The 21,198-nt window shown below is 61.9% G+C and carries 23 protein-coding genes and 1 tRNA gene; 12 read left to right on the forward strand and 12 right to left on the reverse strand.

The window, feature by feature from the left end:
• From EOA79_RS11005 to EOA79_RS11030, 6 genes are all read left to right on the forward strand, one after another.
• Window positions 1-189, forward strand: a 189-nt coding sequence (locus EOA79_RS11005; protein ID WP_164893845.1) for a preprotein translocase subunit YajC, incomplete at its 5' end; no start/stop codon positions are given.
• Between the two features lie 55 nt (window positions 190-244).
• A complete protein-coding gene (gene secDF / locus EOA79_RS11010) occupies window positions 245-2,800 on the forward strand; it encodes a protein translocase subunit SecDF (protein ID WP_095801856.1) in 2,556 nt (851 codons plus the stop codon).
• Between the two features lie 126 nt (window positions 2,801-2,926).
• Entirely contained in the window at window positions 2,927-3,316 is a 390-nt protein-coding gene (locus tag EOA79_RS11015; protein ID WP_067329577.1) for an Mth938-like domain-containing protein, read from the forward strand.
• 8 nt (window positions 3,317-3,324) lie between these two features.
• Window positions 3,325-4,164 (forward strand): phytoene/squalene synthase family protein, encoded by an 840-nt coding sequence (locus EOA79_RS11020; protein WP_245322445.1) that lies wholly within the window; start codon window positions 3,325-3,327, stop codon window positions 4,162-4,164.
• A gap of 79 nt (window positions 4,165-4,243) precedes the next feature.
• Window positions 4,244-4,669 carry a hypothetical protein gene (locus tag EOA79_RS11025; protein WP_067329583.1) on the forward strand — a complete coding sequence of 142 codons (426 nt, stop codon included), beginning with the start codon at window positions 4,244-4,246 and terminating at the stop codon, window positions 4,667-4,669.
• Window positions 4,669-5,619: a sterol desaturase family protein gene (locus EOA79_RS11030; protein WP_176477710.1), complete on the forward strand. Its 951-nt coding sequence runs from the start codon at window positions 4,669-4,671 to the stop codon at window positions 5,617-5,619. Before EOA79_RS11025 ends, EOA79_RS11030 begins: the two co-directional genes overlap by 1 nt.
• Here EOA79_RS11030 and trmFO read toward each other — a convergent pair whose 3' ends face one another.
• The 3 genes from trmFO to EOA79_RS11045 form a co-directional block, all read right to left on the reverse strand.
• Window positions 5,620-7,029, reverse strand: coding sequence for a methylenetetrahydrofolate--tRNA-(uracil(54)-C(5))-methyltransferase (FADH(2)-oxidizing) TrmFO (gene trmFO, locus EOA79_RS11035; protein ID WP_095825603.1), 1,410 nt, complete (start codon window positions 7,027-7,029; stop codon window positions 5,620-5,622). It lies immediately after the preceding gene.
• Window positions 7,030-7,377: 348 nt separating this feature from the next.
• Window positions 7,378-7,518 carry a DUF1127 domain-containing protein gene (locus EOA79_RS11040; protein ID WP_067000031.1) on the reverse strand — a complete coding sequence of 47 codons (141 nt, stop codon included), beginning with the start codon at window positions 7,516-7,518 and terminating at the stop codon, window positions 7,378-7,380.
• Window positions 7,519-7,569: 51 nt separating this feature from the next.
• Window positions 7,570-7,710 carry a DUF1127 domain-containing protein gene (locus EOA79_RS11045; RefSeq protein WP_006335194.1) on the reverse strand — a complete coding sequence of 47 codons (141 nt, stop codon included), beginning with the start codon at window positions 7,708-7,710 and terminating at the stop codon, window positions 7,570-7,572.
• Window positions 7,711-7,943: 233 nt separating this feature from the next.
• Here EOA79_RS11045 and EOA79_RS11050 point away from each other — a divergent pair, with 233 nt between their 5' ends.
• Complete coding sequence (locus tag EOA79_RS11050) at window positions 7,944-9,059, forward strand: DUF2157 domain-containing protein (protein WP_095780730.1); 1,116 nt, start codon at window positions 7,944-7,946, stop codon at window positions 9,057-9,059.
• On the forward strand, window positions 9,056-9,637 hold the full coding sequence (locus EOA79_RS11055) for a GDYXXLXY domain-containing protein (RefSeq protein WP_095825602.1): 582 nt from the start codon (window positions 9,056-9,058) through the stop codon (window positions 9,635-9,637). The genes EOA79_RS11050 and EOA79_RS11055 overlap by 4 nt, the downstream gene beginning before the upstream one ends.
• Window positions 9,638-9,673: 36 nt before the next feature.
• Here EOA79_RS11055 and EOA79_RS11060 read toward each other — a convergent pair whose 3' ends face one another.
• Both EOA79_RS11060 and EOA79_RS11065 read right to left on the reverse strand, forming a co-directional pair.
• Entirely contained in the window at window positions 9,674-10,618 is a 945-nt protein-coding gene (locus EOA79_RS11060; RefSeq protein ID WP_095825601.1) for a hypothetical protein, read from the reverse strand.
• Between the two features lie 329 nt (window positions 10,619-10,947).
• Window positions 10,948-11,032: transfer RNA gene (locus tag EOA79_RS11065), tRNA-Leu, on the reverse strand.
• A gap of 342 nt (window positions 11,033-11,374) precedes the next feature.
• Here EOA79_RS11065 and tig point away from each other — a divergent pair.
• From tig to EOA79_RS11085, 4 genes are all read left to right on the forward strand, one after another.
• Window positions 11,375-12,859, forward strand: coding sequence for a trigger factor (gene tig / locus EOA79_RS11070; protein WP_067329599.1), 1,485 nt, complete (start codon window positions 11,375-11,377; stop codon window positions 12,857-12,859).
• Window positions 12,860-13,055: 196 nt separating this feature from the next.
• The gene (locus EOA79_RS11075) at window positions 13,056-13,562 is read left to right on the forward strand and encodes a hypothetical protein (protein WP_067000878.1); all 507 of its coding nucleotides are present in this window, start codon (window positions 13,056-13,058) and stop codon (window positions 13,560-13,562) included.
• A gap of 289 nt (window positions 13,563-13,851) precedes the next feature.
• A complete protein-coding gene (locus EOA79_RS11080) occupies window positions 13,852-14,232 on the forward strand; it encodes a cytochrome c family protein (protein WP_128293013.1) in 381 nt (126 codons plus the stop codon).
• Between the two features lie 482 nt (window positions 14,233-14,714).
• Window positions 14,715-15,536, forward strand: a complete 822-nt coding sequence (locus tag EOA79_RS11085) for a DUF2189 domain-containing protein (RefSeq protein ID WP_095825706.1) — start codon at window positions 14,715-14,717, stop codon at window positions 15,534-15,536.
• 37 nt (window positions 15,537-15,573) lie between these two features.
• Here the strand turns inward: EOA79_RS11085 and EOA79_RS11090 are convergent, their stop codons facing one another.
• From EOA79_RS11090 to EOA79_RS11120, 7 genes are all read right to left on the reverse strand, one after another.
• Window positions 15,574-16,047 (reverse strand): aminoacyl-tRNA deacylase, encoded by a 474-nt coding sequence (locus tag EOA79_RS11090; protein WP_095825600.1) that lies wholly within the window; start codon window positions 16,045-16,047, stop codon window positions 15,574-15,576.
• Between the two features lie 111 nt (window positions 16,048-16,158).
• Complete coding sequence (locus EOA79_RS11095; protein ID WP_082980618.1) at window positions 16,159-16,551, reverse strand: cytochrome C oxidase subunit IV family protein; 393 nt, start codon at window positions 16,549-16,551, stop codon at window positions 16,159-16,161.
• Between the two features lie 26 nt (window positions 16,552-16,577).
• Window positions 16,578-17,297 carry a heme-copper oxidase subunit III family protein gene (locus EOA79_RS11100; RefSeq protein WP_095825599.1) on the reverse strand — a complete coding sequence of 240 codons (720 nt, stop codon included), beginning with the start codon at window positions 17,295-17,297 and terminating at the stop codon, window positions 16,578-16,580.
• Between the two features lie 10 nt (window positions 17,298-17,307).
• Window positions 17,308-18,012 carry a cytochrome c oxidase subunit 3 gene (locus EOA79_RS11105; RefSeq protein ID WP_095825598.1) on the reverse strand — a complete coding sequence of 235 codons (705 nt, stop codon included), beginning with the start codon at window positions 18,010-18,012 and terminating at the stop codon, window positions 17,308-17,310.
• Window positions 18,009-19,778, reverse strand: coding sequence for a cbb3-type cytochrome c oxidase subunit I (locus EOA79_RS11110; protein ID WP_095801847.1), 1,770 nt, complete (start codon window positions 19,776-19,778; stop codon window positions 18,009-18,011). Before EOA79_RS11110 ends, EOA79_RS11105 begins: the two co-directional genes overlap by 4 nt.
• 16 nt (window positions 19,779-19,794) lie before the next feature.
• Window positions 19,795-20,679: a cytochrome c oxidase subunit II gene (locus tag EOA79_RS11115; protein ID WP_095801846.1), complete on the reverse strand. Its 885-nt coding sequence runs from the start codon at window positions 20,677-20,679 to the stop codon at window positions 19,795-19,797.
• A gap of 241 nt (window positions 20,680-20,920) precedes the next feature.
• Window positions 20,921-21,166 carry a hypothetical protein gene (locus EOA79_RS11120; RefSeq protein ID WP_067000066.1) on the reverse strand — a complete coding sequence of 82 codons (246 nt, stop codon included), beginning with the start codon at window positions 21,164-21,166 and terminating at the stop codon, window positions 20,921-20,923.
• Window positions 21,167-21,198: the final 32 nt, after the last annotated feature.

Raw genomic sequence — 21,198 nt, forward strand, 5'->3', positions numbered from 1 at the left:
GCCGCAGTGCGCCGCAGCGATACGGTGGTGACCGGCGGCGGTTTCGTCGGCAAGGTGACCAAGGTGATCGACGACAATGAACTGGAGATCGACCTTGGCGGCGGGACCAAGGTGACGGCGCTGCGCTCGACGATCTCCGAGGTGCGCGTCAAGGGCGAGCCGGTGGCGAACCAGAACGCCAAGAAGTAATCACCACCTCGATGGCGGAACGCTGCCGCTTGTACGCCTGAACGGATAAGAACTAATGCTTTATTTCTCGCGCCTGAAGATGATCCTGATCTGGCTGGCCGTGGCCGTGACAGTGGTCCTCGCCGCGCCCAACCTGTTTCCGGCAAGCATGCTGGCGCAACTGCCGAGCTGGGTGCCGAAGCGGCAGATGACGCTCGGCCTCGACCTTCAGGGCGGCTCGCACATCCTGCTTGAAATGAATCAGAACGATCTGATCAAGGATAGGATGGAGACGACGCGCGACGAGATCAGGACGCTGCTGCGCGAGGCCAATCCCAAGATCAACTACACCGGCCTTTCCGGTTCCGGCCGCACCGTGCAGGTTCGCATCACGGACCAGGCTCAACTCGACCAGGCCAAGAAGGTCCTGAAACCGCTGACCGATCCGGTGGCGGCGGGACTGTTCAGCGGCGGCTCCATCCAGGAAATGTCGCTGGATGACTCCGAGCCCGGCCTGCTCAAATTCACGGTCACCGACGCCGGCCTGAAATACCGCACCTCAACGGCTCTGTCGCAGTCGATCGAAGTGGTCGAGCGCCGCGTCAACGAGCTCGGCACGACCGAGCCGATCGTGCAGCGGCAGGGCGACGACCGCATCCTTGTCCAGGTGCCGGGCCTGCAGGATCCGCAGCGGCTGAAGGAGATCCTCGGACAGACCGCCAAGCTGACCTTCCAGATGGTCGACCAGTCGATGCCTGTGCAGGATGCGCTGAAGGGCCGTCCGCCCGCAGGCTCTTCCGTCCTCTACTCGCAAGACGATCCGCCGGTCCCCTATCTCATCGAAAACCGCGTCATCGTTTCCGGCGAAAATCTGGTCGACGCGCAGGCGACCTACAATTCGCAGACCAACGAGCCGGTGGTTTCATTCCGTTTCGATTCCAAGGGAGCGACACGGTTCGGCCAGGCGACGGCGCAGAATGTCGGCAAGCTGTTCGCCATCGTCCTCGACAACCAAGTGATTTCGGCGCCGCAGATCCGTGAGCCGATCCTGGGCGGTACCGGGCAGATTTCCGGCAATTTCACCCCGCAGAGCGCCAATGACCTTGCCGTGCTGCTGCGCGCCGGCGCGCTGCCGGCAACGCTGACGGTCATCGAAGAGCGAACGGTCGGTCCAGGCCTCGGCCAGGATTCCATCCATGCCGGCAAGGTGGCGGGCGTGATCGGTTCGATCCTCGTCGTCGCCTTCATGTTCGTCGCATACGGCTTCCTCGGCTTCCTCGCCAACATCGCGCTGGCCGTCCACGTGGCGATGATCGTTGCGCTGCTGTCGCTGCTGGGCGCCACGCTCACTTTGCCCGGCATCGCCGGCATCGTGCTCACCATCGGCATGGCGGTGGACTCCAACGTTCTGATCTATGAACGCATTCGAGAGGAGCGGCGACTTGGCCGCTCGGTGATCCAGTCGATCGACACCGGCTTCGCCAAGGCGCTGGCAACGATCGTCGACTCCAATGTCACGTCGCTGATTGCCACCGTGGTGCTGTTCTGGCTGGGCACAGGACCGGTCAAGGGTTTCGCCATCACCTATGCGATCGGCATTCTGACCACCGTTTTCACCGCCTTCACCTTCACCCGCATGCTGGTGTCGATCTGGCTGCGCCGCGCCCGTCCGAAGGAATTGCCGCGCGCGCCGGTCACCTTCATTCCGCCCGGCACCAGGATCCCGTTCATGGGTATCCGCCGCTGGACGTTCGCTTTGTCCAGCATCTTGTCGATCCTGTCAGTTGTCGGGTTCCTCACCATCGACATCAATTACGGCATCGACTTCAAGGGCGGCTCGATGATCGAGGTGCAGTCCAAGCAGGGCGACGCCGATCTCGGTGACATCCGCAACAGGCTCTCCGAGCTCAACATCGGCGAGATCCAGGTGCAGCAGTTCGGCGCGCCGAACGACGTTCTGATCCGCGTCGGCACGCAGGACGCCGGCGAGAATGCCGAGCAGACCGTCATCGACAAGGTGCGCGGCGAACTGCAGGACCAGTATGACTTCCGCCGCGTGGAGGTGGTCGGACCGACGGTCTCCGGCGAGCTCGCCAAGCAAGGCACGATCGCCATGCTCATCGCGCTGGTCGGCATCCTGCTCTATGTGTGGTTCCGCTTCGAGTGGCAGTTCGCCGTCGGCGCCATCATCGCCACGGTGCACGATGTGGTGATGACCATCGGCTTCTTCGTCATAACCGGACTGGAATTCAACCAGTCGTCGCTCGCGGCGATCCTGACCATCATCGGCTACTCACTCAACGACACCATCGTCGTCTATGACCGCGTCCGCGAAGACTTAAGAAAATACAAAAAGATGCCGTTGCCGCAGCTGTTGAACAACGCCATCAACGAGACGCTGTCCAGAACCACGCTGACCTCGGTGACCACCATCCTTGCGCTGTTGGCACTGGTGCTGTTCGGCGGCGAGGTGATCCGCTCCTTCACGCTGGCGATGCTGTTCGGCGTGGTGTTCGGCACCTATTCGTCGATCTTCATCGCCGCGCCGCTGCTGATCCTCTTCAAGCTCAGGCCGCAGGCCGCAGCCGCCGAAGAGACCAAGCCGGCGAACGGCAAGGCCGTGGCGACCTGAAGCCGTCAGAGCCGGATGATCTCAGGTCGAGTCGAACTGAGATCTGGATCCGCTCTAAATCAAAGAGATAGAGCATAATGTCGTCCGAAAACCGCTCCACCCTTTTCGGCATCATGCTCTAGCCCCATGGCCAAAGGCATCGTCATCCGAGAGGCGCATTTCCCGGGCAGGGCGCCGGTCGAGGCCTATGGCAATGGCGGGTTCCGCTTTGCCGACATGTCGCATCGAGGCTCGCTGCTGTGCCTGCCGTCCGGTATCCATGGCTGGGAGCCGGCCGATCCGCTGGCGCTAAAAGCTTCGGACTTCGACAAGCTGTTCGCCCAGGCCGACAAGGTAGAAATCCTGCTGGTCGGCACCGGCAAGGATCTGCGGCCGCTGCCGGCTGCACTCCGCTCCGCGCTGAAAGAGGCCGGCATTTCGGCCGACCCGATGTCGACGGGCGCGGCCGTGCGCACCTACAACGTGCTGCTGGCCGAGGACCGTGCCGTGGCCGCAGCGCTGATCGCCGTCGATTGATGGCCGGCATGCCCAACATGGTCATGGATGCGGTGCGTGCCGCAGACCATGATCGCTATCTGTCCGCGCTCTACGCGCCCGCCGACAGGCGTGACGCGTTGCTTGCGCTCTATGCCTTCAATGCCGAGGTCGCCGGCGTTCGCGACCGCATCCACGAGCCGCTGCCGGGCGAGGTCCGGCTGCAATGGTGGCGCGATGTCCTCTTGGCCGAGGGCGAGGCGGAGACAGGTCATCCGACCGCCGACGCGCTGAGGGCGGCGATCGCCGCCAACCATCTGCCGAAGGCCGCTTTCGAGAACATGCTCGAAGCGCGTATCTTCGATCTCTACAACGATCCGATGCCGTCGCGGACCGACCTTGAGGGTTATTGCGGCGAGACGGCCGCGGCGATCATCCAGCTTGCGGCCATGGTGCTCGATCCGAATGCCGCGCCACGCTTTGCCGAACTGGCGGGCAGGGCGGGCTGCGCGCAGGCCATCACCGGCTTGCTGCTTTTGTTGCCGCTGCACCGTCGCCGTGGACAGTGCTTTATCCCCTCCGATATCCTGGCAGCCGCCGGCACCTCGCCGGAAGAGTTCGTCAAGGGCGACGGCGATGCTGCCGCGGAGCGCGCGGTCGGGGCGATGATCGCGCTGGCGCGAGAGCATCTCGGCGCTTTCGAGAAGGGCGCGTCGGCGCTCCCCGCGTCGCTGCGCCCCGCCTTCCTGCCGCTGGCGCTCACACATGCCTATCTCGACAGGATGGAAAAGCCGGGTCGGTCTCCACTCGGGGGCACTTCGACCCTCTCAACCCTGCGCCGGCACTGGCTGCTCTTGCGTCATGCCATGCATGGCTGGACGCCCCTTTGACGTAAACGTCAACCATGCTAGGGGTTCTGCGCGTGGACTCGCATCAGAGAAATGCGAGCCAGCGGAGGACCGCCTTTCCATGAGCCTGCCAGTTTTGGTCGTCCTTGTCGTGTTCGGCATCGCGCTGTCGGTGGCGGCCGTGCATTTCACCGGCGGTACGGCGACCGCGACGCTTGCCGGGGCTGAACACGCGCTCGCACGTTTTGCCGAAGACTTTCCAGACGAAAAGCCTGGGGCGGTCAGGCTGACATCGGACAGGCAAGCCGCCATCCTGGAACTCGACCCGCAGCGCTGCGGCATCGTCCAGAGCATCGGCGACTGTTTCCTAACCCGCATCGTCACGCCGCGGGATGTGCTCGCCCTGGTGCGGGAAGGTAATGTCTTGTCGCTGAAAATGGATGATTTCACCTGGAAAGGCGGGCGGTTTGCCCTCGCCGACGAGGCAGACGCGCTGACCGTGGCGGCGGTGCTGCTGAGGCACGATCAGATCCGAGAGGCGGCGTGATGGACGATTACAATTTCCCGCAGGTCACCCAGCTTGCCATCCCGTTCTTCGTCACGGCGATCCTGATCGAGCTCTGGCTGGTACGCACCGGCCGCGCCAAGGGATCGTTCGAGACGCGCGACACGCTGGCCAGCCTGATGATGGGGACGGGCAATGTCGTCGCCGGCCTGCTGCTCGGTGTCGTATCCTACTGGGCGCTGCTGTGGCTCTGGCAGTTCCGTTTCTTCAATCTCGGCCTGTCGATCTGGGTGTTTGTCGCCGCCTTCCTGCTCGATGATTTGCGTTACTATGTCTACCACCGCATCGCGCATCGGGTGCGCTGGGTTTGGGCCGAGCACGTCAACCATCATTCCAGCCAGCATTACAATCTCTCGACGGCGCTCCGGCAAAGCTGGACCGGTCTCTTCACCTTCATGTTCGTGCTGCAGGCGCCGCTGGTGCTGCTCGGCTTCCATCCGGCCGTCATTGCGTTCGTCTTCGGCTTCAACCTCGTCTGGCAGTTCTGGATCCACACCGAAACGATCGGCAAGATGTGGGGCTGGTTCGAATTCGTCTTCAACACGCCCTCGCACCACCGCGTCCACCACGCCACCAATCCGCGCTATCTGGACGCCAACTATGCCGGCACGCTGATCATCTGGGACCGCATGTTCGGCACTTTCGTTGCGGAACTGGACGAGGACCGGCCGCGCTACGGCATTGTCAAGAACATCGGCACCTTCAACCCGCTGAAGGTCGCCTTCCATGAATGGATCGGCATGTTCAAGGATGCGATGATGCCGGGACTGACGCTCGGCCAGCGTCTCAGCTATCTGATCCGGCCGCCAGGCTGGAGCCATGACGGCTCGCGCGATACGTCGGAGACGTTGAAGGCGGCCTATGTGCGGAGGAATCCGTCCGAAGCAGGAAAGCCGGGATTGCCGGCGGCGAGTGCCGAGCCGGCGGAGTAGCTATTCCGCTGCCTGCGCCTGCGAAGGCAGGCCCAGCCACACGCGACAATCGGCCAATGCGCGCGCCGTGATCGCGCGGCGCTTGGCAACGGTCTTGTCCTTGCCGCGCAGGCGCTTGCCTTCGGACTTTGGAGCCTCGACCGGCGGGAACAGGCCGAAATTGACGTTCATCGGCTGGAAGGAGCGCTTGCCCGGCTCGTCGTCGGAGACGATGTGGCCGCCGGTAATATGGTTGAGCAGCGCGCCGAAGGCCGTGGTCGACGGCGGCAGTGAGGCCGCCCGGCCGAGCCGTTCGGCCGCGGCGAAGCGGCCGGCGAGCAGGCCGATCGCGGCGCTTTCGACATAGCCTTCGCACCCGGTGATCTGGCCGGCAAAACGCAGGCCGGGGCGCGACTTCAGCTGCAGCGACGGATCGAGCAGCGTCGGCGAGTTGATATAAGTGTTGCGGTGCAGGCCGCCGAGGCGGGCGAATTCGGCATTCTCCAGTCCGGGAATGGTGCGGAAGATGCGGATCTGCTCGGCATGCTTCAGCTTGGTCTGGAAACCGACCATGTTGTAGAGCGTGCCCAGCGCATTGTCCTGGCGAAGCTGCACCACTGCATAGGCTTTGACCGACGGATTGTGGACGTTGGTCAGCCCCATCGGCTTCATCGGCCCGTAGCGCAGCGTCTCGACGCCGCGCTCGGCCATCACCTCGATCGGCAGGCAGCCGTCGAAATAGGGCGTGCCTTCCCACTGCTTGAACTCGGTCTTTTGGCCCTCCAGCAACGCCGCCACGAAGGCGAGATATTGCTCCTTGTCCATCGGGCAGTTGATGTAGTCCTTACCGGTGCCGCCGGGGCCAACTTTGTCGTAGCGCGACTGGTACCAGCAGGTGTTCATGTCGATGGTGTCGAAATGGACGATCGGCGCGATGGCGTCGAAAAAGGCGAGCGCATCGGCGCCGGTTGCTTCGGCAATCGACTGCGCAAGCGAAGGCGCGGTCAGCGGACCGGTGGCGATGATCGCTTGGTCCCAATCCGCCGGCGGAAGTCCAGGCACTTCCTCGCGCTGGATGGCAATCAGCGGATGCGCTTCGATTTTTGCGGTTACTGCCTCGGAAAAACCGTCGCGGTCGACGGCTAAAGCGCCGCCGGCCGGGACCTGGTGCGCGTCGCCGGCGCTCATGATCAGCGAGCCGGCGAGCCGCATTTCGGCATGGAGCAAGCCAACCGCATTGGTCTCGGCGTCGTCCGAGCGGAACGAGTTGGAGCAGACGAGCTCGGCGAGCCCGTCGGTCTTGTGCGCGTCGGTGCCGCGCACCGGGCGCATCTCGTGCAGCACGACCGGCACGCCGGCTTCTGCGATCTGCCATGCGGCTTCGGAGCCGGCGAGGCCGCCGCCGATGACGTGAACGGGATCTTTGCTCATGAGCGCCGAGATAGTCGCTTGGCGCGGCGAATGCAATTGCCGGCTTCGAGGGGCCGACTACCTCCAAAACAACAACACCCGCCGGGGGAGGAGGTCCGGCGGGTGTCGTTTTGGGGGTCGATCCTCGGGAGGAGGTGAAGATCGACCATATTCGTCATTGCCGGGGAGGAGGTCGGCTTTGACGAAATTCCTTCCGCCAATTGAAGGGGCGGATCCTTTCGGAGAACAACGCCCGCCGGGGGAGGAGGTCCGGCGGGCGCCGTTTCGGTGGTCAACCTTCGGGAGGAGGTAAAGGCTGACCGTATCCGTCAGGGTCGGGGAGGAGGTCGACCCTGGCGAGATTCCTTGTCAAACCGCCTTGCGGGCGATCATCTTGATCTCGTCGCGAACGATGCCGAGATCATTGAGCTGGCGGTTCGAAAGCCGACCCAGCTCAGAAACCGTCTCGCGATAAACGCGCCAGTTACGGTAGCTGCGGATCAGGTTCATTGTCTTGCTCTTCTCAAAAACTGGTTCGGACCATTCGCGGTCCGAAGCGGATTAGACCGCCTTGCGAGCGACGTAGTGGATGTCGCTGCGGCTGATGCCGAGGTCGGTCAGTTCACGGTTCGACAGGCGGCTCAGCTCGGAAACGGTGTCCCGGTAGCGGCGCCAGTTGCGGTAGTTGCGGATCAGGTTCATGGTAGTGCTCGTTTCGTCTTTGGTTCGGATCATTCCGTTTGTGTACGAACGGAAAATAGGCAGGGTCATATCGGTTTAAAAGTACCATTGGTGCATGGCAGCAATGCAAATTGTGCAATGCAACATTAACGGCGATTCACGCTTGCGCCATAAGGAAGACCGAATCGGAAAATGCCGTTGCGTCAACGATTTGCGGCGCGAGGTAGTAAAAATGGCCAAGCTCGGGGGAACGGATGGCGGGCTATGCGACGAAGGTGAGGGCCGATATCGCCCGCTGGCGGGCGGCGGGCCTGATCGACGCGCCGACGGCGGACGCATTGACGCGTGACGTTGCCGCCAACGATCGCGCCTCGCTGAGCTTCGGCTCTATCCTGGCCATGATGGCGGCGTTACTGTTCGGTGCCGCGATCCTGATCTTCGTCGCCGCCAACTGGGAAGCCATTCCGCGCCTGGCGCGTGTGACGGCGCTGTTTGCTGTCATCCTCGGCGGTTATGTCGCTGGCGCCGTTCTGAAGACACGCGACCATGCGGCGATCGGTGAGGCGCTATGGATCATCGCCGCCGCGGCCTTTGGCGGGTCAATCGCGCTGATCGGTCAGATGTATCATCTGTCGGGCGACGAGGCTTCGGCATTGCTGACGTGGTGCGCCGGCACGGCGCTGGCGGCGGTCGCATTGCGCTCGAACCCGCTCACCGTCGCCTCCGTCGGCATCGCCGATGCCTGGCTGTTCCTTAAATGGGGAGGATTTTTCCGCCGGGCCGAGTTCCCGCATCTCTTCGCCGCTATCGTGCTGGTGCTGTTCGCCATTTCATTCTGGACACGCAGCCAGGCGGCGCGGCACGTCATCATCCTTTCGATCGTATTCTATCTCCTGCTGCTGGCGATCGACCACAACACGCTCCAGGTCGCGATTCCGCTCGTGCTCGTCTCGATGCTGCTGTTCGCGGCAGCGATCTTTGTCGCCGAACCCGTCGACAGCGTCGTGCAACTCGGCGGCAGGCTGCCATTGCATGCGCTCATCGGCTTTCTTGCCGGCCTCGCAATGGTCCAGTTCGAACTGGCCGATGAGGCGAGCTACAACAGCGGCTTTGCCATTGCCTCGGCAGCCGCGCTTGCCGGCATCGTCGCGGCGATCATGCTCGGCGGCCGTGAAAGCAGAGGCTTGCGCTGGGTGGCGTATGCCGGCTTTGCCTTCGAGCTCGCCATTATCTATGTGGTGATGTTGCAGTCGATGCTCGACACGGCGGGCTTCTTCCTGTCCGCGGCCGTGCTGCTGGGAATACTGGCGCTGGTCATCATCCGCGTTGAAAAACGAATGAAGACGCCCGCCGGAGGAGCAGCGGCATGAGCGGCAAAAGACTGATCATCGCGGCGCTGGTGACGGCGCTTGTCCAAATCGGCTTGCTGGGCTGGATCATCGCCGGACGCGCGGCGATCCTGCGCAACGGCAAGGAGGTCCTGCTCAAGGTTGAGCCCGTTGACCCGCGCGATCTTCTGCGCGGCGATTATATTTCGCTTGGCTATGACATCTCGCGCATCCCGGTGAAGCTTATCGCCAACATTCCGCCGGGCAAGTTCACCAGCAATGACTCCGAGATCGTCGTCAGGTTGAAGAAGGCTGTGGACGGCTACTGGCAGCCGAGCGCGGCATGGTTCGATCAGGCGCCGGCGCCTGCCGCTTCCGATGAGGCCGACATTGTCGGGCATGTAGCGGATGGCTGGGATCTGCGCTCACCCGAGATGACGATCACGCCGGAATACGGGATCGAGCGTTTCTACCTGCCGGAGGGCAAGGGGATGGCGATCCAGAACGACATGCGCGTGCGGCCGTTCGGCGTCAAGCTGGCGCTCTCCGCCAATGGCAAGGCGCAGATCAAGGCGCTCATGGACGGCGACAAGACGCTGTTCGAGGAGCCGCTTTATTAGTGTGTTCGGGCCTGGGCGTCAGCGCGACGGTCCGCGTTAACGACGGTCCTGGTTATGGACATCGCCCGTCTCGGCGATGATTTTGGGATAGGGACCGATCGATATCGTATAGCTGAAGTCCGCTACGCCTTTCTCCTGCTTGTGTGTCGAGGGGCTGCGCACAATCCAGTCGTAGATGCCTGAGACCTTGCAGCGATCGTTGGCGCAGCTGACCGCAATGCTGTCATTGCGGACGTTGTATCCGCGTTCAGGCCATCGCTGGTAATAGCTCCTCTTGTCCTCAATGATCGAACTTAGGTTCGTCAACTTGCCATGATAGTCGACCGTGGGAGCGTAGGACGCCTGAGCCTGAGCAAGAGCGAAATCGTTGTTATCGCCATGATGCTCGATGAGGTCCCTGACGAAGGTGACCGCAACGCTTTCCGGCTGTTGCCTGGCGTCGGGCGCAGGAGCGGACACGGACGCAGGATCCGGCGTCGTTGATACCTGCAATGCATCTGCTTGCGGCTGGTTCGCTGCGGCATTGGTCACACGCAACTCTGCCATTTCGCTGGCCGACAGGTACCGTATGTCATGCTTGTCATAGCTCGAAGCCAATTCCATCAGCTTGGGATCCGCTCCCATCTCGATCACATAGGATATGATTGCGGCCGTGCCGAACTGGAAACGGGCCTCCGCGTCTTCATTTGACATCCCGTCGGCCGGTTTGAGGGACGGCCGATGAACGCCGATGGAACCTGGTTCGGCAACGCGGTGGACGCCGCCCAGGAAGGCCAGTGAGCAGGCTGAGGCGCACTGCAATTGGCGAAGCTGAAAAGTATCCAACCCCGCCGCGCGGATCAGTCGCCCCAAGCGAATCGCACTGCCGACGTTGCCGCCGCGGGAGTTGAATACGATCATCCTGGCCCTGCTGCTCGCAACCGCGTTGCTGAAGGCGTTCAGGGGTTCATTGGCGCCAAACTCACCGGATACAAGAAGCATTGGCTGCTGGCCCGGAGAGGAAACCGAAGTGTACTCCAAGGCCTCAACGTGACATGTCGCTGCCGCGACAGCCGACCCAGCCGCCAGAACCAGAGAAACTAGGCGCACAAGCTGACAGAGCCCCAACCTGCCTGTTGCTGCGACTAAGAACCTGTTGACGCGCTATTTCAAGGGAATTGCACACGAAAAAGCGGATTGTCTGCTCGAGCCTTGCGTGCGCCGCCAGAAGTTGATGGCTCCGGTCCTTCCTTGCAAAGGTTCGGGGACACGCTTCGCTCTGACGACCATAGGGTGACCTACACCACCTGGAAGCTCGCCAAGGCGAAGGGTGGTGCGGATGAAGGGACTCGAACCCCCACGCCTTTCGGCACTGGAACCTAAATCCAGGGCGTCTACCAATTCCGCCACATCCGCGTTCCCCGGCAATCCCATGTAGCCATCATTCTGTCAATGTCGCGGTCCAAGTCACCGTCATTCTCGTAATCGCGAAGATGGTTGAAAATTAGCCTAGCCTGTGACAAAAGGCGTGTCGAATGTGACGGGACGCGACTATCCGCTTCTGCCGAATGTAAGAAGAAGTAGGAAAAACAAAGACTTCTTCACATTTTGGAAGCGCAGTTCAGGAGAGTTTGAGCCGCATTGGCGGTCAAATCACCAGGTTCCGTACCAAAGCCATTTCCGGCAAGAATATACCGGCAGGCTGTAAACGGCTAAGGACCGTTTGGCAGCCTCGTTGGTGAAAACAAAGGTTTTAGGATGCAGGTCACCGAAACGCTCAACTCCGGTCTCAAGCGCGAGATCAAGATCACCGTGCCGGCCGGTGACATGGAAGCCAAGCTGATGGCGCGGCTGAACGACGCCCGCGGCAAGGTGCGGATCAACGGTTTCCGCCCGGGCAAGGTGCCGGTGCAGCACCTGCGCAAGATGTACGGCAAGTCGTTCATGGCCGAGGTGGTCAACGAGATCCTCAACGACTCGACCCGCTCGATCATCTCGGGCCGCGGCGAAAAGGCCGCCATGCAGCCTGAAGTCATCATGACCGAGGACGAGAAGGAGGCGGAGAAGATCCTGGCTGGCGGCGCCGACTTCGAGTTCCGCCTCAATTACGAGGTCATCCCGGCCATCGAGGTCAAGGATTTCTCCGACATCAAGGTGACGCGTCAGGTTTACGACGTGCCGGAATCGGAGGTCGACGACCAGGTGAAGCGGGTCGCTGAATCGGCTCGCAGCTACGAGCCCAAGGAGGGCAAGGCCGCCGAAGGCGATCGCGTGAGCATCGATTATGTCGGCAAGATCGGCGGCGAGGCGTTCGCCGGCGGCGCCGGCACCGACCAGCCGCTGGTGCTGGGCTCGAAAGAGTTCATCCCGGGCTTCGAGGACCAACTGGTCGGCACCAAGGCGGGCGATGAGAAGCAGGTCACGGTGACCTTCCCGGAGAACTACCAGGCAGCGCATCTGGCCGGCAAGGAAGCCACCTTCGACGTCACCGTCAAGGAAGTGGCCAAGCCCGGCGCGCTCGAGATCAATGACGAGACGGCCAAGAACCTTGGCCTGGAATCGCTGGAGCGCCTGCGCGAGATCGTGCGCGGCCAGATCGAGAACCAGTTCGGTTCCATGACCCGCCAGAAGGTGAAGCGCCAGCTCCTCGACCAGCTCGATGCCGCCTATTCCTTCGAGGCGCCGTCGAAGCTCGTCGAGGCCGAGTTCAACAACATCTGGGCGCAGGTCAACCGCGACCTCGAAGCCGCCGGCCGTACCTTTGCCGACGAAGAAACGACGGAGGAAGAGGCGCGCGCCGAATATATGCGCCTGGCCGAACGTCGCGTGCGTCTCGGCTTGGTTCTTGCCGAGATCGGCGAGAAGGCCGGGGTCACCGTGTCGGACGATGAACTGCAGCGCGGCCTGTTCGAGCAGGTTCGCCGCTTCCCGGCCAACCAGCAGCAGGAAGCTTTCGAGTTCTACCGCAGCAACCCCGAGGCGATCAATTCGCTCCGCGCGCCGATGTTCGAGGAAAAGGTCGTCGACTATTTGCTGGGCCAGATTTCGGTCGAGGACGTGAAGGTCAGCAAGGAAGAGCTGATGGCGGACGACGAGGAGGCCGAGAGCGCCAGCAAGGCGAAGCCGGCGAAGAAGGCTTCCTCCAAGAAAGCCGAGGCCAAGGCCGGCGAAGCAGCCGGTGAGGCGGAAGAGCCCAAGAAGAAGGCCGCGCCGAAGAAGAAGGCCGCCAAGGACGCCGAGTAAACCCGGCGATAAGCTGATTTCGAAAGGCCGCCCACGAGGCGGCCTTTTTCGTTCATGTTCTCCGTTGTTGCTGCGGGGCAACACCACCCGCTTCAGATGAATGCACGCTGCTGGCGATACCGAACATTGATGATTATCTGCTCGATATCACATTGCGCAGGGTCGTTTGGAGGCGTCGGTGGGTGTGGCATTCACGATGAGGGGCGTGGTCGTTACCGCGGCGCTCTTGCTTGCCGCGGCCGGTGTGGCAGAGGCCGGACCCGATCTCGGCAACTGGCGCGTCGACGCCGGCAACGACGGCCAGGTCACTGCGTCGCTATACGCCACCAACAAGCTGATCACCGGCGGCGGCGCGCTGGGCTACAGTCCGGTGCTGACGCTGGCTTGTCGACCGGGCGGCGAACCGCGTTGGAGCGAATGGCTGCAACTCAACGATTCAGTCTCCGCCAGCCGCAAGATCACCATGTCGGTCATGGTCGATGGCGGCGGCAAGTTCGATGAAAGCTGGTCTGTCGGCCCACGCGGTAAAATGCTGGTCAGGGACGGAGCCGATGGCATCAAGCGGCTGGTTTCGGCGAGCCGGCTGTTGCTGTCATGGCGTTTCGGCCTGCTGTCGGGACGCGGCGAGGCCGACTTCGAACTCGCCGGACTGTCCGAGGCGATCGGACAGATGGCTGCAAGCTGCAATACCGATCCGCCGTGACTCTCAGCACACGGCCTAAGGCGCGTCGCGAGGAGCCGGACTCAGGCGACGCGCTTTAGGTCCGTGTTTTGATGCATGTCGTTCTGCCAGAACCGCTGCGCAGCTTGGGCGACGTGCACCTTCGCACAAATTGCCGTTTCTACCCATTGGATTGATACTGTGGTATGTAGATGCCGCAATTCCATTGGTGGGACCACGGATATTCCGCTGTACCGTGCAGGCCGCCCCAGCGCAGCTGGCGTGGTGCGCATCGTCCGGCGCAGATGACGATCGATCAGGGAGGAATGCCATGCGCGCAATCGCACTTTTCATCGCCTCGGCGGCCACGATCTTCATTGCAAGCCCTTCGCGGGCGCAGGATGCAGCCGCAGGCGAGAAGGTCTTCACCAAGTGCAAGGTCTGCCACATTGCAGACCAGGGCCAGAACAAGGTCGGCCCATCTCTGCACGGCGTCATCGGGCGCACGGCGGGCACGCATCCCGGTTTCACTTTTTCCCCTGCTATGATCGAGGCCGGAAAATCCGGCATCAAATGGGATGAGCCCACGCTGACGAAGTATCTTCAAGACCCCAGGGGCATGATCAAAGGGACGAAGATGGTGTTTCCCGGCCTCAAGAACGATCAGGACGTAGCCAACGTCATCGCTTACCTGAAACAGTTTTCGAAGTAAGCGGGCCCTTCCAGGCTTCTTTCGGTGGCGCCGGCTCGCCCCGACCGAAGGCGGCCGGCATGACGCTGCTGAAGTGTGGCCGCCGGCGCCGTCATGCAGGCAGCGCAAAAAATCCCAGCACCAACAGAATGGCTATGCCAAGGCCGAGTATGAGAAGCGTTCGCGTGTCCATGACGTTCGCCTTCGACCAGGCGCATGACCCGGAAATCGGGAAAGGATCACGGCCAATCAAAGTGATCCAGCCTCCTTTGCGCGTCCCGGAGCCCTGCGTTGTAGCTGTATAAGAATACCGCAAAAAAACCTCTCGAACCAGCGTGCAGCTCTGGCCGGCCACCGCACCCTCGTTCCAATGAAAAGAGACAAATCGGGCGCAATGGAGTATGTTGGCTGCCGGTGCAGGTCGCGGTTTTGCGTGGCCAACATGCAGAGCGGTAGCACCGCGAATCCGCGACCTTGCCGGACCCTGGTCTGGAGGAATGGTCATGGCAAGCTTTCACGTCATTGCAGGCGCTAGCGAAACGCTCGAGCATACCAGAGTGAGAAAGATCGGCATTTCCGATCTTTTCGACGCGCTCAGGCGCGGTGTCGACGATTTCATGGTGAAACCCTCGCACATCGTGTTTCTGTGCATGATCTATCCGCTCGTCGGTGTGGTGCTTGCTACCTGGACATCGGGAGCGAACGCGCTGCCACTGCTGTTTCCGCTGGTGTCCGGTTTTGCGCTGATCGGCCCATTCGCGGCGATCGGTCTTTACGAGATCAGCCGCAGACGGGAAGCCGGGCTCGATGCCTCGTGGCGCCATGCCTTCGAGGTCAGGAACTCCCCGGCGCTGCCGGCCATCGCCGCGGTCGGGATCATGCTGTTCGCGATCTTCATAGCGTGGCTTTTGACCGCCAAAATCTTCTACGAGCAGCTGTTCGGTCCCGCGCCCCCGGCATCGCTGTCCAGCTTCATCGCTGAGATATTCGCCACCGGGCGCGGTTGGACCCTGATCGTGCTGGGTCACGCCATCGGATTCGTCTTCGCCGTGGTCGTGTTGTGCACCACCGTGGTGGCTTTTCCGCTGCTGCTTGATCGCGATGTCGGCGCCTACGAAGCCATTCACACTTCGGTACGCGTAGTGCTGGCGAACCCCATCGTAATGGCCGTCTGGGGACTGATCGTCGCCGTTGGGCTGATCGTCGGTTCGCTGCCGGTGTTCGCGGGGCTGGCGGTTGTGCTGCCAGTCCTCGGCCATGCCACCTGGCACGTGTATCGTAAGGTCGTGGAAGCGCCGGCCGCCGCCCCAAGACCGGCGAACTAGCAAACCCTGTCGAGCACGGGCTGGAGTGCCGGTGCTCTCACAGGGCCGGGTGGCTGAAGCGTGCCCGACGCGCGCCTGTGGTCAGGTCGCGGAAATCCTTGCCGCTGATATGCACAAGGGTCTTGTGGTCGCCGCCCTCGAAGTAGATATCGGCGGCGTCGCCGAGGCTTTCGTCCAAAATGACCGGCACGTCATAGGCCGCGCCGATCGGCGGTACGGCGCCGATATCGCAATCGTCGAAGAGCGAGACCACCTCGTCCTCGGAAGCGAGCCCGAGGCGCTTGTCCATGACGTCCTGGAGCTTGGCGAGTTCGATCCTGTGGGTGCTTGGGACCACGGCCAGCGCATAGCCGAGCTCGTGGTGAACGACCACGGACTTGGCCATCATGCTGCCGGGCACGTGGGCGGCAATGGCGGCCTGCCTGCTGGTTGCAGTCCGATGATGCGCGACGGTGTCGTACGGGATTCCCTTGCCGTCTATGAAATTCCTCAGTCTGTTCGCTATCGTCATTTTCCGCGTCCTTTGCTTGAGTTCACGACGCATATCAAAACCAAACCGCCGGTTGTTTCGAGGCACCGGCCATTTCGGGCTGATTAGGCTGCGGTTTATCCGAACCGCGCGTCAGGGGCCGGGCCCGAAAAACGCGATGCGGGTCAGCAGCGTATAGTCGGCCTCGAAGACCATCATCGCCACGAAGACCAGCACCAATATCGGCGGCAGGATGATCGCATACATCATCGCCAACCGTTCCCAGGCCATGTGCATGAAGACGGCCACGATCAGTCCTGCCTTGAGCATCATGAAAATCAGGATCAGCGACCATCTGAGATAGCCGTGCAGGCCGAAATAGTCGACCATATAGGAGCAGGCGCTGAGTATGAACAGCCACACCCAGACCACCAGATAGAGCTTGATCGGGTGTTCCTGATGCGTGTCCGATTTGCCGGCGGTCGCTGCATCGTGGGTGGAGTGCAGCGCCTGTTGTCCGAGACCGTTTGCGGTTGCTTCAGCCATTTCGTCCTCTCAGCAAAGCCTGCCTCTCACCAAAGATAGAAGAAGGCGAAGATGAACACCCAGACCAGATCGACGAAGTGCCAGTAGAGTCCCATGATCTCGACATTCTCGTAGTGGCCCCGGCGACTGGTGAAAAACCCTGGACGCCCGATGTCGTAATCGCCGCGCCAGACTTTTCGCGCCACGATGATCAGGAAGATGACCCCGATCGTGACGTGCGTGCCGTGGAAGCCGGTGATCATGAAAAAGCATGAGCCGAATTGCGCGGCTCCCCAGGGATTGCCCCAGGGCCGCACTCCTTCGGTGATGAGCTTGGTCCATTCGAAGGCTTGCATGCCGACGAAGGTTGCGCCGAGCGCGGCGGTCAAAAGCATCAGGATCGCGGTTTTGCGGCGATCGCGGCGGTAGCCGAAATTGACCGCCATGGCCATGGTGCCGCTGCTGGAGATCAGCACGAAGGTCATGATGGCGATCAGGATCAGCGGGACCTCCGACCCGCCGATGTGCAGCGCGAAGACCTTGCTTGGGTTGGGCCACGGCACGCGCGTCGACATGCGGGCGGTCATGTAGGAGAGCAGGAAGCAGCCGAAGATGAAGGTGTCGCTGAGCAGGAAGATCCACATCATGGCCTTGCCCCAGGACACGTTCTTGAACGCGCGCTGATCCGAGGCCCAGTCGGTGGCAATCCCGCGCCAGCCCTGGGGGCGATCCAACTGGCTGCTATCCGTCAGTGTCGTCTCGGCCATCGCCAGTCTCCTAGGTCAGCAGCCGTTGGCAAATGCTCACGAATGTCGCCGCCCAGCCGGCCAGGACGGCGAAAATGCCGAGCCAGACGAAAAGCAGGAAATGCCAGTACATCGCGCAGAGCTCGATCCCGAGGCGAAGCCGCTGCGGCCGGGGGCCCGTCCAGGCGCCGATGCTCGTCCTGCCAAGGCCGACCAGCCCGCCCAGTATGTGCAGGCCGTGCATGGCGGTGATCAGATAGAAGAAGCTGTTGGCCGGGTTGGAGTCCAGCAGGTAGCCGTCATCGGTCAGCTGCCGCCACGCGATCAGTTGGCCGATCAGGAAGGCGAGGGCGGTCAGCCCGGCCGTCGCAAGACCGAGCCTGACCATGTCCGTCTGGCCTCTGCGCGCCGCGATCACGGCGCATTGCAGCGCAACGCTGCTCAGCACCAGCACGCCGGTGTTCAGCCAGAGCAGGCGCGGCAGCGGCAGAGGCCGCCAGTCCGGCAGACCCATGCGCATGAAATAGGCGCTGGTGAACAGCGAAAACAGGCAGCCGACGACCGTGAGGAAGACACCGAGGCCGATCTTGGCGGTGGGCAGGGCCGATCGCTCGAGGCCGACGAAATCCCCGGCCAAGCCTTGCTCGAGCCACGGCTTCGCGGTCAGCCGCTGGTGCGAAAGCCACCATCCGGCAAAGCCGGCGATCACCAGCAGGAAGACCAGGATGACGCTCATGCCGGCTCCCTCGATGGGATGAAGGAGCCCGGCACGTTCTGCGGAATGAAATCCTCCTTCGCGCCCGGCACGCTGTAGTCATAGGCCCAACGATAGACGATCGGCAGTTCCTTGCCGAAATTGCCGTGCGCCGGCGGCGTCTGCGGCGTCTGCCACTCGAGCGTCGTTGCCCGCCACGGATTGCCGCCGGCCTCACGGCCGTGACGGATGCTCCAGATCAGGTTGAACAGGAACACCATCTGGGCGAAGCCGACCAAGAAGGCCATGATGCTGATGAACGAATTCAGATGATGGGCCGACTCCGTCATGATCGTCATGTCGGTCAGTTCGGCGTAGCGGCGCGGTACACCAATCAGGCCGATATAGTGCATGGGGAAGAAGATCAGGTAGGCGCCGAGGAAGGTGACCCAGAAGTGAAACTGGCCGAGCGCCTCGTCCAGCATCCGTCCGGTGACCTTCGGATACCAGTGATAGATCGCGCCGAAGATCACCAGGATCGGGGCGACACCCATCACCATGTGGAAATGGGCAACGACGAACATCGTGTCCGACAGGGGAACGTCGACGACGACATTGCCGAGGAACAGCCCCGTCAAACCGCCATTGACGAAGGTGACGATGAAGGCGAGCGCGAAAAGCATTGGTATCGAGAGATGGATGTCGCCGCGCCACAGGGTCAGCACCCAGTTATAGACCTTGATGGCGGTCGGAACGGCTATGATCAACGTCGTCGTGGCGAAGAAGAAGCCGAAATAGGGGTGCATGCCGCTGACATACATGTGGTGCGCCCAGACCACGAAGCTCAGCGCGCCGATGGCGATGATCGCCCAGACCATCATTCGGTAGCCGAAGATGTTCTTGCGCGCGTGCGTGCTGATGAGGTCGGACACGATGCCGAAGGCCGGCAGGGCCACGATGTAGACTTCCGGATGGCCGAAGAACCAGAACAGATGCTGAAACAGGATCGGGCTGCCGCCACTGTGCTGCAACTGTTGGCCCATCTCGACGATCGCCGGCATGAAGAAGGAGGTGCCGAGCGCGCGGTCGAGCAGCATCATCACACAAGCAACGAACAGCGCCGGGAAGGCGAGCAGAGCCATGACGGTGGCGGTGAAGATGCCCCATACGGTGAGCGGCAGGCGCATCAAGGTCATACCCCGCGTGCGGCCCTGCAGCACCGTCACAACATAGTTCAAGCCACCCATGGTGAAGCCGATGATGAACAGGATGAGCGAAGAGAGCATCAGGATGATGCCCCAGTCCTGGCCACCCGGCGTGCCGGTCATGATCGCCTGCGGTGGGTAGAGCGTCCAGCCGGCGCCGGTCGGTCCGCCGGGCGCAAAGAAGCTTGCGACGAGAACGAGCACCGCCAACAGGTAGACCCAGTAGCTCAGCATGTTGACATAGGGGAAGACCATGTCGCGGGCGCCGACCATCAGCGGGATGAGATAGTTGCCGAAGCCGCCGAGGAAGAGTGCGGTGAGCAGGTAGATCACCATGATCATGCCGTGCATGGTGATGAACTGGTAGTAGGCCTCCGGAGTAATGAAATCGAACGTGCCGGGGAAGCCGAGCTGCAGGCGCATCAGCCAGGACAGGAACAGCGCTACAAAGCCGATCGCCGTTGCCGTTGCCGAATACTGGATCGCTATGACCTTGGCGTCCTGCGAGAAGACGTATTTCGTCCACCAACTGTGCGGATGGTACAGTTCCATTTCCCCGACTTCGGCGGGGGGAACGGCATCTGCGGGTGTGACGTCGACCATGGGAGCACCTCCCTGTTCAGCGGGCCTCGACAGTTTCGACTTTTGCCTCGACGTCCAAAGCGGACGCCATTGTCTTTCCTGGCAGCGGGTTCGCCGAGCCCGTTTGCTGAGGCGCCGACAGTTGCGCAAAAGTCTGCTGCTGCCCGAGCCAGGTCAGGTAATCCTGCTCGGTGTCGACCATCACCATGCCATGCATCAGCGGATGTCCCTGGCCGCAGAGCTCGGCGCACAGGACCTGGAAGGTTCCGGTCCTTGTTGGAGTGAACCAGAAATAGGTGACCGATCCCGGGATCATGTCCATCTTGGCGCGGAATTCCGGGATGTAGAAATCATGCAGCACGTCGATCGAACGCAGCAGCATCTTGACCGGTTTGCCGACCGGCAAGTGCAGGTCCGCCGCCTCGACCACGACGTCGTCCTGGCCGTTGGGATCCTTTGGGGCGATGCCTAGCGGGTTCTCAGCGGCTACTTCACGGGTGTCCGAAGTGCCGAGCTTGCCGTCCTTGCCTGGCAGGCGATAGCTCCACTGCCATTGCTGAGCAACGACCTCGATTTCGGTCGCATCGCTCGGCACGTTGACGAAGCGGCTCCAGACGAACAGGCCGGGAACGAGCAAGGCGGTGACGCCGATCGCAGTGACGATCGTCAGCCACCATTCGAGACGCTTGTTCTCCGGTTCGTATACCGCGCGATTGCCTTCGCGATGGCGAAAGCGGAACACGCAATACGCCATGAAGAGCACAACGGCGGCAAAAACGACGCCGGTGATCCAGAAGCTGATGATGATGGTGTGGTCGATATAGTCCCAGTTCGAGGCAATCGGCGTCCACCACCATGGGCTCAGGAAGTGGAACAACACCGAGCCCACGACGATCAAAACGAGTACAAGCGCGATGGCCATGTCCCGTCCTCCGGTATTTCATGGGAGCGCGAAGCATCCAACGCCAATACCAAGCCGCATCATGCTCGATTTCCGGTTGAAATTCCAGAGCCGACTAGCTGATGTGCAAAACGTTGCTGCGCGCCCGGACCTTTTGGGGCGGGGGGCCTTGGCGCAGCGGGCCCTTCGTCGAAGCATTGCCCTTACGGACAATGTGCAGAGGGATGAATGGCCGGCTAGATGCCGCTGGCGGGTAGATCAACTAGTTCATTTTAGGCGTGCGGACGGCTGCCCTGGCCTTTTGCCGGCGAGATTTGACCGCCTCCAGCAGTTCGCGTTCGCTGGTGTGAGCATTTCGAAAGATGGCCACAACCAATACCGCTAGAATTTCGGCGTCCGGGTCCAAAGGATCGAGCTGTTCATCTGCGCAGACTTGATTGAACACGCGTTCGCAAACGGCCAGATCGAGAGGGCTAAGGCAGGTGCGATTGAAACGCCGACGCAGCATTTGAGCGAACCTTTCAGCGCCCGCCGCCCGTG

The sequence above is a fragment of the Mesorhizobium sp. M1A.F.Ca.IN.020.03.2.1 genome (assembly GCF_004023205.1).
GTDB lineage: Bacteria > Pseudomonadota > Alphaproteobacteria > Rhizobiales > Rhizobiaceae > Mesorhizobium.